This window comes from Dyella flagellata (assembly GCF_030160275.1).
GTDB classification, from domain to species: domain Bacteria; phylum Pseudomonadota; class Gammaproteobacteria; order Xanthomonadales; family Rhodanobacteraceae; genus Dyella_B; species Dyella_B flagellata.
On sequence record NZ_BSOA01000040.1, the window covers coordinates 51,432 to 63,671 of the forward strand.

Here is a 12,240-nt window from a genome sequence, read left to right on the forward strand (position 1 = left end):
ACCTCACCATAAGGACACTGCGATGCGTGTACTCGTCACCGGTTCGGCCGGCTTTATTGGCGCCGCCCTCACGGAACGTCTTTTGGCCCGGGGCGATCAGGTTCATGGCATCGACAACCACAACGACTACTACGACCCGGCGCTGAAGGAAGCCCGCCTGGCCCGCTTCGCCGAGCACCCGAACTACTCGCATCTGCGCTGCGACCTCGCTGATGCCGCAGCGCTGAACCGGCTGTTTCACGACTTCCAGCCCCAGCGCGTGGTCAACCTGGCCGCCCAGGCCGGGGTACGTTATTCGTTGAAGAACCCGCAGGCCTACGTGCAGAGCAACCTGGTCGGTTTCGTCAACATCCTGGAGGCCTGTCGGCACAATCGGGTAGAACACCTGGTCTACGCCTCCTCCAGTTCCGTCTATGGCGCGAATCGCAAACTGCCCTTCGCGGTGGAAGACGCCGTCGACCATCCGGTGAGCCTGTACGCGGCCAGCAAGAAAGCCAACGAACTGATGGCGCATACCTATAGCCATTTGTACGACCTGCCTACCACCGGCCTGCGTTTTTTCACGGTCTACGGGCCATGGGGAAGGCCGGACATGTCGCCCATCCTGTTCGCCGACCGCATCACGCGCGGCGAGCCGATCGACGTGTTCAACCACGGCAACCACAGCCGCGACTTCACCTTTGTCGACGACATCGTCGAAGGCGTGATCCGCACCCTGGATCATGTCGCCCAGCCCGACTTGAACTACGACGCGACTCAACCCAATCCGGGCGCATCGAGCGCACCGTATCGTTTGTACAACATCGGCAACGACCAGCCAGTTCAGCTGATGCGCTTCATTGAACTGATGGAGCAGAACCTGGGTCGCACGGTCGAGAAACGCTTGTTGCCGATGCAGCCCGGCGACGTCCCCGATACCTGGGCGGATGTATCGGCACTGCGGCGCGATGTCGGCTACGCACCAAGCACCTCGATCGAGGAAGGCGTGGCCAAGTTTGTGAAGTGGTATCGCGAGTATCACCGCATCGCGGCGTAGGTTGGGTGCAAACCCCAACCTACGCTAGAACGGTTTCGCCAACACCAGGTAGAGCACGCCCAGCAACACCAGCACGGGCAGTTCGTTCAACACGCGCAAAGTACGTGAGGACGGCAGTGCGCCACCCTTTTCGCCACGCTTGAGCACACGCCCCATCCACACGAAATACGCCAGCAGCAGCGCCACCAGGCCGAGCTTGGCGTCGATCCAGTGCATCGAGGCGACAACATTGGGCAAGGCACCTGGAAATACCCGCCACCCCTGCCACAGCGCCAGCCCAAGTAGAAAGGCCAGGCCGAACAGGTTGTGCCCGAAGCGGTACAGCCGCCGCCCCATCAGGTACAAACGCGCCGTTACTGCCGCATCACCACCTGCCTCGGCAATGTTCACCAGGATGCGCGGCAGGTAGAACACGGCCGCCATCCAGGCGATGACGAACAACAGATGAAACGTCTTGACCCACAGATAAACCATGCCCAGCTCCCAAAAACGAAAACGGCGTGCCGAAGCACGCCGTTTTATCGGGAATTGGTGGGCGGTACAAGGATCGAACTTGTGACCCCTTCCATGTCAAGGACGGCATTGAAATGTTTCAGATTGTCCAGCACCCCGTTGCTGCAGTCGCCGATGACCTCCCGCGGACCATGTGGTGCCACCTGATCAGCGGGTCATGCCCCAAAGCCAAGGCCCTGCATCCGCGTCTGGCGCAGCCTGGATGACATCTCACGGATGACGATGTGGACAATGGCGCGAATGCAGCGCTCTTCCCCCGCAAGGGTCACGCCAAGCTCCGGCCTTGCTGCCACGATCTGCCGATTTTCGTGCACCAAGTTCGCAAGGAGCACCTCCGCCCTGGCGTCGATGCGCCCCGCCATATCCATGAGAATACGGGTCGTCGCGCTCGAATTGATGCCCAGATCGCTCCCGGCCGCCACCAGTAGCTCAGTCGACATGTCAGCGAACTTGAGCTTATCGCGGATCGTCCACGCCAGCTCAGAGAGCTGAGGCCAGGCATCCTTGCCCATGGCTTTCGTGTCGTAGGCCGAAGTGCTCAACAAGTCATAGTGCGGTGAGATATTCACACCGCGCTCATCGACCAGGAAGCTCAAGTTCTTGAGGTGAGCGTCACCGTTCCCCACCAACACGTTGAATGCCAGCCAGCGGAACATGCGTAGGCGTGCCGCTGCTCTAAGCTGGCATTGGTCAGCCAGCTGCCGCAGAGCATCAATGCTGCCTTCTTTGTATTTGAACAACGGCGCCAGACCCAACAGCTGACAGGCGTCGATGGCGTGGATGCGCCGCGTTTGCCCACCATCGTCCTGGCGGTCGAAGCGCGCCACCAGGTATACGGGCTCAGGAACGTATCGCCGATCGACCCACGGCACCTCAAGTCCCATTGAGGCAGCCAGCTTCATCACAAACCACTCATTGATGACGGAATGGGCGAAGTCCTGGTCGGGGTGATCCGGCTTCAAGATGTGAGTGGACGGTTCTGAGCCCAGCGGTTCATAGAGCACTCCGTCGCGCACGACCACAGCCAGCTTGTGCTGGGCACCAGCCAAGGACATACGTTTGGTGGCCGCGTGCGTCAGCGGTAGTGCGGGCAGCTGACGGATGCGTTCGGAGAGGCGGGCGTCTTGCAGTGGACGCAAGCCATCCGCATCTGGCACGAATTCGCTTTCAGGGAGAAGGGTCAGCGCGCCAGCCGACTCGCGACCATAATAAGCCAAGAGACCCATCGCGTCGGCTTGGTCGATCTTGGCGTCCTTGGCCAAAAGCGCGCGCTGGCCTTCCTCGGGCAGGAGGTTGTCGAAGTACCACTGCACCGGGCGCTTGGTAGCGCCGTCAACGATCGGCGAGGCTTTCGGATCAAGCGCAGGGCTGAGGGGAAATCGTGTCCAGGCCTCGTCGTAAACGAAGCGCCAGAGCCCGGCCTCTTCCTCGATAGCGCCGACGCGTTGTTTGTCCAACCAAGCGACCAACCGGCGGACGGTCATGCGTCACCATCCATAATCCGACGAACGCGATCGGCTGCGCTGTCCGGCACATCCAGCTCGATGCGAACGCCGAGGTCGGTCAGCACGCGGTACAGCAGGCCCCATTGCACGGTGTCCGACCCGCGCTCGACTTTCGACAGGAAGTTCTCGCTCACTTGCATGCTGCCCGCCGTGTCATCTTGGCGCATGTTCTGGGCCTTGCGGACTGCACGTAGTACCGGCCCCAGGTCTTTGGCGGATTTCAGGATTACTTTCACAGGCGAATCCTCACGCTTATAAGGATTTGTCCAAGATAAGGCTATAACACCCGAAAATCCACACGAACGTGCGGATTGGGTCTCGTGGGTCGGCCGGCTCTTAAGATTCCTCACGCTTGTGAGGATTTTTAGCGACCTGCAACGCGTCCGCAAAAACCGGAGGATGGCTCGTGCCAGTTACGTCGGCACATCGAACTGATGCCGGCGCCCGCAGCAGTGCTGGTGTGTTGGTGAGCGATGTATAAGCAGTTGGTGGTGATGGTGCTGATGCCCACCGGTATACATCGCGAAGTGCGATCAACAGCGATCATCGCGGCATGTGCAGACGCAAGCGATCAACAGATTTCGCCTGCGCAACAATTTGTTACGCCGCCAACAAAAAACCGCCCCATGACAGGACGGTTTTACGTAGCTCTCTCGTGCTTGCCTTTTTTAGATGACACCAAACTCAGGCGCACTGATTTAATTGGTGGGCGGTACAAGGATCGAACTTGTGACCCCTTCCATGTCAAGGAAGTGCTCTACCGCTGAGCTAACCGCCCGTAGCATCGCACGGCACGCCGCGCGAGCCGCGTAGTCTACCCGAACCACCCTACTCACGCAAAGCCTGTTCGCGAAGCCGCTGAATGCGGTCACGCAGGCGGGCCGCCTCCTCGAACTCCAGATTCTCCGCGTGCTTGCGCATATCGGCCTCCAGCCGCTTGATCATCGCGGCGGCCTGGTCGGCGTCCAGGCTCGCATAGTCGGCCGCCTGCTCCGCCACGCCGGTGGCGCGGCCACGCGAACCCTTGCCCCGACCTCTGCCCGGCGCCTCGCTGCGCGCGCCCTCCATGATGTCGGCAATGCGGCGCACGACGGATTGCGGCGTGATGCCGTGCTGCTGGTTCCAGGCCACCTGCTTTTCTCGACGACGACCGGTTTCATCCATCGCCGCCTGCATCGAGCGAGTGACTCGGTCGGCGTAGAGGATCGCCTTGCCGCGCACGTTGCGTGCCGCGCGGCCGATGGTCTGGATCAGCGAGCCGGTCGAGCGCAGGAAGCCCTCCTTGTCGGCGTCGAGTATCGCCACCAGCGACACCTCAGGCATGTCCAAGCCCTCGCGCAACAGGTTGATGCCCACCAGTACGTCGAACTCGCCCAGGCGCAGGTCGCGAATGATCTCCACACGCTCCACCGTTTCGATGTCCGAGTGCAGGTAGCGCACCTTAACATCGTGCTCGCTGAGGTATTCGGTGAGGTTCTCCGCCATGCGCTTGGTCAGCGTGGTAACCAGCACGCGGTCACCCATCGCGATGCGCTTCTTCGCCTCGCCCAGCAGATCGTCCACCTGGGTGCGCACTGGCCGTACTTCCACTTCCGGATCGACCAGGCCGGTGGGCCGCACCACCAGTTCTACCACCGCATCGCCGGATTTTTGCAGCTCATAATCGCGCGGCGTGGCGGACACGTAAATCGTGCGCGGAGCGCGGCGCTCGAATTCCTCGAAGCGCAGCGGGCGATTGTCCATCGCCGACGGCAGGCGGAAGCCGAATTCCACCAGCGTTTCCTTGCGCGAGCGATCGCCTTTGTACATCGCACCGAGCTGCGGCATGGTGACGTGCGATTCGTCAACCACCAGCAGCGCATCGGGCGGCAGGTAATCGAACAAGGTCGGCGGCGGTTCGCCTGGCGCGCGGCGGGTGAGATGGCGCGAGTAGTTCTCGATGCCCTGGCAATAGCCGACCTCGGCCATCATCTCGATGTCGAAGCGCGTGCGCTGGTCCAGCCGCTGCGCTTCTACCAGGCGGTTTTCCTTGTAGAGCAGCTCCAGGCGCTCCTTCAGCTCCACCTTGATGGTCTCGATAGCATTGAGCACGCTCTCGCGCGTACTGGCGTAATGGGTACGCGGATAGACGGTGTAGCGCGGCACCTTGCGGATGGTTTCACCGGTGAGTGGATCGAACAGCGAAAGATTTTCCACTTCGCCGTCGAACAGCTCGATGCGTAGCGCCTCGGTTTCCGATTCGGCCGGAAATACGTCGATGACCTCGCCGCGCACGCGATAGGTGCCGCGGCGCAGCTCGGTTTCGTTGCGCGTGTACTGCAGCTCGGTGAGCTGGCGGATCAGCGCACGCTGATCGATGCGCTCGCCACGCGCGAGGATCAGGCGCAGTGACAGGTAGTCTTCCGGGTCACCCAGGCCGTAGATGGCCGAAACGGTGGCGACGATCAATGCATCCTTGCGCGAAAGCAGTGCTTTGGTCGCGGCCAGCCGCATCTGTTCGATGTGATCGTTGATCGAGGCGTCCTTCTCGATATAGGTATCGGAGGCGACCACATACGCTTCTGGCTGGTAGTAGTCGTAGTAACTGACGAAGTACTCCACCGCATTGTGCGGGAAGAATTCCTTGAACTCGCCGTAGAGCTGTGCCGCCAGGGTCTTGTTCGGCGCCAGCACGATGGTGGGCCGCTGCACCTGGGCCACCATATTGGCGATGGTGAAGGTCTTGCCCGAACCAGTGACGCCCAGCAGGGTCTGCCCCGCCAGGCCGGATTCGAAGCCTTCGACCAGGCGCCGGATGGCCTCGGGCTGGTCACCGGAAGGCTGGTAGCTGGAAACGAGTTCAAAACGGTCGCGATCGGTCATGGGCTTCACCTGCGGGTGCTCCGGGCCATTTTAAACACCCGTACTGACATGATTTGTCAGCAGAGCCTGACCGGACTCCCTGCCGCACGCCGATTGGCCTGACAGAAACGGGGCCTAGCATGGCCTGAATGAAGATGACCAAGCTGCGAGGTTTCGGTCTGATCGAGCAGATCATCGCCCTGGCGGTGCTGGCCGTACTGGCGACGATCGCCATACCCGCCTTCCGCCGCCTGGTGGTGGGCTATGAATTGCGCGTCGCGCAGAGTGACTACATGGCAGCCTTGCAGCATGCGCGCAATCTGGCCGTGAACGAACAGGTACGCACTATTTTTTGCCCCAGCCGCAATGCGCTCACCTGCAATCTGGACAACCAATGGGAGGGCGGGTGGTTGATCGGGCGCGATCCGAGCGGCAAGCAACAGGTAGAAGGAAAACCGCTTTACACCGGAGGCAGGTATTCCCCATCGATCCGCATCGTGGGCAGCGACAAGAAACATTTCTGGTTCAAGCCCGATGGCGGTTCCGCTGGCACCCTGCAGCGCCTTGTATTGTGCACACACGAGAGGCCGCCACGAATCCGCGTGGTACGCGTAGCGATGCAGGGGCGAATCAGGGCTGCACCCCCCGAACGGGAGGATGTGGCCAAATGCCCGGCAGGCAGGTGACTGGAGGTTTATTCAAAGCAACACCGGACGATCCGGCAATTCATCCGGCCGCGCCCGGCCATGGCTTGGGAAATGCTGCGCCAACAGCGCATGCACCTGGGTAATGCCGTGCAACGCGCCAGCGCGCCATTGCCCGGCCGCAAAATTTTCCCGCATGCCGCCACAGATCGCCGTCCACTCTTCCTGCTTTACACGCCGCGCAATGCCGCGATCGGCCACGATCTCGATGCGATGCTCCGACATCAGCACATAGATGAGCACACCGCAGTTGTGTTCGGTATCCCACACTCCGAGCTGCCCGAACACTTGCCGCGCACGTTCGCTGGCATCCAGTCCCGCCCATGCCGCCGGCAAAGGAAGGCGCGATTCGACGGCAAAGCGCACTTCGCCCAGGTGTGTGCGTTCGCCATCGGCGATCGCTGCGGTCATGTCATCCAGCAGTTCAGACGGAAAGCGCCGCCGAAGCTGGAACCAGCCTTCGAACAGATTCGCCATGATTCGTTGCGTACGGGTAGACATGTCACCAGCTCCCGGAGGCACCGCCTCCACCGAAACTGCCGCCCCCACCACTGAAGCCGCCACCGCCACCGCTACCACCGAAGCCGCCACCGCCAAACCCGCCGCCACCCCAACCGCCCCAGCCACCGCCACCAATGGATCGATTGGAACTGGACGGCAGCAACATGAACAGGCCGCCGAGAATGCCGCCAACAATTCCGACGCCGACCGACGCCAACATCCACAGCACGCCACCCACCACGAACCCGCCCAGGGGAGCCCGTACTAGCGCAGGCGTGCGACCGAAGATGCCGCGCATCCCGATCAGCGCGAACAGAGCAATGAAAAACAGACCTTGCAGATTGGAGCCATGCCGGGCCTCGTTGCCACGTACGGGCGGCGGAAGAGGTTCACCGTCAATCAATTGCGTAAGCGCACCCACGGCATCATGGATACCGCCGAAGTAGTCGTTGTTGCGAAACTTCGGCGCGAGGTATTCGCGAATGATGCGGGCTGCCGCAGCATCGGGAATCGCCCCTTCCAGCCCATAGCCGACCTCGATACGCGCTTGCCGATCCTGCTTGGCGATGAGTAGCAATACACCATCGTCGACACCCTTGCGGCCGACCTTGTTGGCCTCGGCCACGCGCAACGAATAATCCTCGATTTCATCGGGCTGGGTGCTGCCGACCATCAGCACGGTGAGTTGCGCGCCTTTGAGTTTTTCCAGGTCGACGAGCTGCGCATCAAGCTGATCGATTTGCTGGGAAGTCAGCGTGCCGGTCAGATCAGTTACGTGACGCGCAAGCTTGGGTATCGCAGGCTGATCGTCTGCACGCAATACCATCCAGGGCGACAGCAAGGCTATCGCCAGGATCATCCACAGGCGCAATCCGCGCCGTGCCATGTCAATGCGCCGAAGCAGTAGGCGCAGGCGTGCCGTTGCCGAATTCCACGGTCGGCGCGGCGGAAATCGCCTTTTCGTTCTCCACCGAGAAATTCGGCTTCACCTGGTAGCCGAACATCTTGGCAGTGAGATTGCTGGGGAAGCTGCGGACCAACGAGTTGTACTGCTGCACCGCCTGGATGTAGCGATTGCGCGCCACCGCGATACGGTTCTCCGTGCCCTCCAGCTGCGCCTGCAGATTCTGGAACACGCCGTCCGCCTTCAGGTTCGGATAGCTCTCGCTTACCGCCATCAGCCTCGACAAGGCGCTGGTGAGCTGACCCTGCGCGGCCTGGAATTTGGCCAGTGCTTCAGGATTGTTCGCCAGCTCAGGGGTTACCTGGATGCTGCCTGCGCGCGAACGCGCTTGGGCCACCTCGGTAAAAATCTTGTCCTCGTGCGCGGCATACCCCTTCACGGTGTTGACCAGGTTCGGCACCAGGTCCGCGCGCCGTTGATACTGGTTGAGCACTTCGGACCATTGCGCCTTGACCACTTCGTCCTGCTTCTGGATGGAGTTGTAGCCGCAACCGGTCAGCATGACAGCCAGTAGCAACAGCACAAGAACGCGTAGACATTTCATGGGAAGGCTCCTTTCCTGTTGACGGCCATTGCAGCACCAGGCTTGTTCAAGGTCAAAACCAGCGCGGCCCCAGGATCAAACCCCAGCACAGCACCACCAGCACCAGCAACAGGAATACCGCGGCCGAGCCCATGTCCTTGGCCCGGCCGGCCAGTTCGTGGAACTCAGGGCTGACCTTGTCCACCACCGCCTCGATCGCCGAATTGAGCAGCTCAACCGACAGCACCAGGATGACCGGAAACACCAGGGCGATTTTCTCCAACGCACCGTTTCCGACCCACAAGCCGACCGGAACCAGAATGACCGTTAGCATCGCCTCCAGCCGAAACGAGGCCTCGTGACGCCAACCTGCCCTGAGGCCGCTCATCGACCATCGGAAGGCGCGCCACAGCTGGCGCGGATCGCCGCGAAACCCGTTACCGGGCATGGCTAAAAAGGTTGGCCCAGAAGGGAATTGCGGCACTTTTCTGCATGGCGGCTAAGGCTCCCGGAGGGCGGCAACAAGGCGGTCATGATGCCATAAGCCAGCAGGCACACAGGCGCATCGCAGGATTTCGCTTGCCGCATTGCAACTTTTCGCTAATGACATTTGCGTTACGCTGCGGTGAATATGCCTAGCCTACGGCAAAAACAGGTCGATTTTGACCTTGCAGTACACGTATTTACGGAAGCGCCGAATGACCACACTCACCCGAACTGTTTCACCGACCCGCTCCTTCACCACGGTCTTCCTGATCGAAATGTGGGAGCGCTTCGGCTTCTACGGCATGCAGGTACTGATGGTCACCTTCATGATGAAGAAGCTGGGTTTTGTCGATACCAAGGCCAATCTCGTTTGGGGCGCGGCAGCGGCATTGATCTACGCCACGCCCGCGATCGGCGGCTGGGTCGGCGACAAACTGCTGGGCACGCGGCGCACCATGCTGATGGGCGCCACCATCCTCGCACTCGGTTACGGGATGCTATGGATACCCACGGAAAACGCCTACATCACTTATCTTTCCCTCGGCGTGATCGTGGTCGGCAACGGCTTCTTCAAACCCAACGCCGGCAACCTGGTGCGCAAGATCTACGAAGGCGACGAAACGCGCATCGATAGCGCCTTCACCATCTATTACATGGCGGTGAACATCGGCTCGATGGTTTCGATGACCGCAACGCCCTGGATCCGCAACTACATCGGCGCACTCTTCGGCGATGACCTGGGCTGGCATACGGCCTTCGGCGCATGTTCCGTCGGCCTGGTGCTGGGCCTGATCAATTACTCGCTGATGCGACGTACCTTGTCGCATATCGGCTCGCCCAGCGACGAACGCCCGCTCGACTTCAAGCGCCTGGGCGCAGTGTTGCTGGCGGCGCTGGCGACGGTGTTTATCGCCGCCTTCATCCTGCAAAGCGAAACCATCGCCGAGTGGTGCGTGTACGGCGCCGGCGTCGTGATCCTGATCATCTTCGTGCACCTGATCCGCAGCAGCCAGCCCAACGAACGCGCAGGCCTCACGGCGGCGCTGGTGCTGACGGTGCAGACGATCTTCTTCTTCATTTTCTACGCGCAAATGGCGACGTCGTTGAATCTGTTTGCGCAGCGCAACGTGGATCTTTCGTTCTCGATCTTCGGCTTCCATCTGTTCAACTGGATCCCCGAGCAGTACCAGAACTTGAATGCCATCTGGATCGTGCTGCTGAGCCCGGTGCTGGTCTTCATCTACAACTCGCTCGGCAATCTCGGCAAGGATCCTTCCGTGGCGACGAAGTTCGCGTGGGGTTTCGCAGCGGTGGCGCTCGGCTTCTTCATGTATGGCTTTGGCGCAACCTGGGCCGTGAACGGCCAGGTTTCTTCGTGGGTGATGATCTGGGGCTATGGCCTGTACTCACTGGGCGAGTTGCTGGTCAGCGGCCTGGGCCTGGCGATGATCGCGCGCTACGTACCCGAGCGCATGGGTGGCTTCATGATGGGCGCCTACTATGTGGCGGTGGGTATTTCGCAATACCTCGGCAGCGTGGTGGCCAACATCGCGCATATTCCGGACAACCTCACCGACCCGGTGCAATCGCTGGGTATCTACACGCATCTGTTCAACATCCTCGGCTTCGTGGGCATCGGCTGCACCGTCGTCGCCATCCTGATCCTGCCGCTGATGAACAAGCTGTCGGCCAGGCATTCCGGCGCAGCGGCCAACTTCGGGCCGCTGCCCGCCGCGCGCAGCGAGGAGTTTGATACGCCTTAAATTGCGCCCTCTCCCCTTCGGAGAGAGGGGCCTGCTAGGCTGCGGTCATGCCGCAACATCCGCTCAATCAGCCCTTCGGGCCGTTCGCGCTCACGCGTACTCTCGCGTGGCTGCGCCTGTGTGCCATCGCCGGCCAAAGCATGGCGGTGATGGTGTGTTCCTGGTGGATGCACATCGACATCCCCACGCTTTCGCTGCTGCTCGGCATCGACCTGCTCGCCGTGTTCGCCGCGTTTGCCGCATGGCGCATCAGCCAGCCATGGCCGGTGCGCGAGTGGGAAACGGTGTGTCATATCGTCGCCGATACGCTGGTACTGGGCTATCTGCTCTACTTCACCGGCGGCGCCAGGAACCCGTTCGTCACCTTGCTGCTGGTTCCCATCGCACTTAGCGCAGCAGCCTTGTCGGGGCGCGCGATCCTCGCCGTGGCCGCCACTGCCGGTGCTGCGTACTTCGTGCTATTGCGCTGGTACGTGCCATTGCCAATGAACGAGCTGACGGTGAACGATCACGGCTTCTCGCTGCATGTGGCGGGCATGGGCGTGAACTTCGGCATTACCGCCTTGTTGCTCGGCTTCTTCATCAATCGGCTGGCCACCGCGGTGCGCACCCAGCAGCAGGAAGTCCAGCGGGTACGCGAGCGTGCCTTGCGCGACGAAGGGATCATGGCCATCGCCACGCAGGCGGCCGGCGCGGCGCATGAACTCAACACGCCGCTTTCCACCATGCGCACGTTATTGCCGGAACTGCGGCGCGAGCATGCGTCAGATGCCGCCCTGGCCGAGGATCTGGCTTTGCTGGAAGGCCAGGTGGAGCGTTGCCGTACCATCCTCCGCGAGATGGTTGCCTTCGGCAAGGCGCAGCTGTCGCAGGAATCCGAACGGGCCACGCTGGCGGCCTTCATCCATGGCTGCCTCAAGCGCTTCCAGTTGCTGCGCCCTGAAGCGGAGCTGGAATTGCACGTACCCGCGCAACTTGACCAGCTGGTACTGCGCACGCCACCGGGCCTGCGTCATGCCTTGCTCAACCTGCTCAATAACGCCGTCGATGCATCAGCACTGCGCAATTCGAACAGCGTGACGCTGGAGGTGCGCCGGGATGGCCAATGGCTGGACTGGATCGTGCGCGACCACGGCCCTGGCTTCGCTCCCACCAGCCCCCATGCGACCCTGGGCGAGAGCGGCAAGCAAAGCGGCCTGGGTATCGGCCTGGCGTTGGCCGAAGCCACCGCCGAACGGCTGGCTGGCGAATTGATCACACGCAACACGGAAAATGGCGCGGAAATGTGCCTGCGGCTGCCTCTATCCACCGTCTCCCAGGGGGCATAACCCCGGCTCAGAGCATCCCTAGAACGCCGCCGACGCGCACGCGAGCCGCATATCCGGCAAAATAGGCAGGCTAAAG

General features: G+C 61.5%; 12 protein-coding genes and 2 tRNA genes. 4 read left to right on the plus strand and 10 right to left on the minus strand.

Annotation, left to right across the window (positions count from 1 at the left end; genetic code table 11):
• The first annotated feature begins 22 nt into the window (after positions 1 to 22).
• Positions 23 to 1,036 (plus strand): NAD-dependent epimerase, encoded by a 1,014-nt coding sequence (locus tag QQJ96_RS16565; protein WP_284333128.1) that lies wholly within the window; start codon positions 23 to 25, stop codon positions 1,034 to 1,036.
• A 24-nt stretch (positions 1,037 to 1,060) separates the two neighbouring features.
• Here QQJ96_RS16565 and QQJ96_RS16570 read toward each other — a convergent pair whose 3' ends face one another.
• The 6 genes from QQJ96_RS16570 to uvrB all read right to left on the minus strand — a co-directional run bounded on the left by QQJ96_RS16570 (position 1,061) and on the right by uvrB (position 5,916).
• Positions 1,061 to 1,510: a HemJ family protein gene (locus tag QQJ96_RS16570; RefSeq protein ID WP_284333129.1), complete on the minus strand. Its 450-nt coding sequence runs from the start codon at positions 1,508 to 1,510 to the stop codon at positions 1,061 to 1,063.
• Positions 1,511 to 1,565: 55 nt separating this feature from the next.
• Positions 1,566 to 1,647 (minus strand) — tRNA-Ser (locus tag QQJ96_RS16575).
• 57 nt (positions 1,648 to 1,704) lie between these two features.
• Positions 1,705 to 3,033, minus strand: a complete 1,329-nt coding sequence (locus QQJ96_RS16580) for a HipA domain-containing protein (protein ID WP_284333130.1) — start codon at positions 3,031 to 3,033, stop codon at positions 1,705 to 1,707.
• Positions 3,030 to 3,290, minus strand: coding sequence for a helix-turn-helix domain-containing protein (locus QQJ96_RS16585; protein WP_284333131.1), 261 nt, complete (start codon positions 3,288 to 3,290; stop codon positions 3,030 to 3,032). Before QQJ96_RS16585 ends, QQJ96_RS16580 begins: the two co-directional genes overlap by 4 nt.
• A gap of 467 nt (positions 3,291 to 3,757) precedes the next feature.
• A tRNA-Val gene (locus tag QQJ96_RS16590) sits at positions 3,758 to 3,832 on the minus strand.
• 50 nt (positions 3,833 to 3,882) lie between these two features.
• Positions 3,883 to 5,916: an excinuclease ABC subunit UvrB gene (gene uvrB / locus QQJ96_RS16595; protein WP_284333132.1), complete on the minus strand. Its 2,034-nt coding sequence runs from the start codon at positions 5,914 to 5,916 to the stop codon at positions 3,883 to 3,885.
• A gap of 134 nt (positions 5,917 to 6,050) precedes the next feature.
• On the opposite strand from uvrB, the gene QQJ96_RS16600 reads away from it, so the two are divergent.
• Positions 6,051 to 6,581: a GspH/FimT family pseudopilin gene (locus QQJ96_RS16600; RefSeq protein ID WP_284333133.1), complete on the plus strand. Its 531-nt coding sequence runs from the start codon at positions 6,051 to 6,053 to the stop codon at positions 6,579 to 6,581.
• Positions 6,582 to 6,593: 12 nt separating this feature from the next.
• Here QQJ96_RS16600 and QQJ96_RS16605 read toward each other — a convergent pair whose 3' ends face one another.
• From QQJ96_RS16605 to QQJ96_RS16620, 4 genes are read right to left on the minus strand one after another with little or no spacing between them, the layout of a single operon-like run.
• Positions 6,594 to 7,100, minus strand: a complete 507-nt coding sequence (locus QQJ96_RS16605; RefSeq protein WP_284333134.1) for a TPM domain-containing protein — start codon at positions 7,098 to 7,100, stop codon at positions 6,594 to 6,596.
• Position 7,101: 1 nt separating this feature from the next.
• On the minus strand, positions 7,102 to 7,986 hold the full coding sequence (locus tag QQJ96_RS16610; protein ID WP_284333135.1) for a TPM domain-containing protein: 885 nt from the start codon (positions 7,984 to 7,986) through the stop codon (positions 7,102 to 7,104).
• A gap of 1 nt (position 7,987) precedes the next feature.
• Entirely contained in the window at positions 7,988 to 8,608 is a 621-nt protein-coding gene (locus QQJ96_RS16615) for a LemA family protein (protein ID WP_284333136.1), read from the minus strand.
• Between the two features lie 52 nt (positions 8,609 to 8,660).
• Positions 8,661 to 9,035 carry a diacylglycerol kinase gene (locus QQJ96_RS16620; protein WP_284333137.1) on the minus strand — a complete coding sequence of 125 codons (375 nt, stop codon included), beginning with the start codon at positions 9,033 to 9,035 and terminating at the stop codon, positions 8,661 to 8,663.
• Positions 9,036 to 9,285: 250 nt separating this feature from the next.
• Between QQJ96_RS16620 and QQJ96_RS16625 the strand changes: the two genes are divergently transcribed.
• The gene (locus QQJ96_RS16625) at positions 9,286 to 10,836 is read left to right on the plus strand and encodes a peptide MFS transporter (protein WP_284333138.1); all 1,551 of its coding nucleotides are present in this window, start codon (positions 9,286 to 9,288) and stop codon (positions 10,834 to 10,836) included.
• 47 nt (positions 10,837 to 10,883) lie between these two features.
• Positions 10,884 to 12,164: an ATP-binding protein gene (locus QQJ96_RS16630; protein WP_284333139.1), complete on the plus strand. Its 1,281-nt coding sequence runs from the start codon at positions 10,884 to 10,886 to the stop codon at positions 12,162 to 12,164.
• Positions 12,165 to 12,240 lie beyond the last annotated feature (76 nt).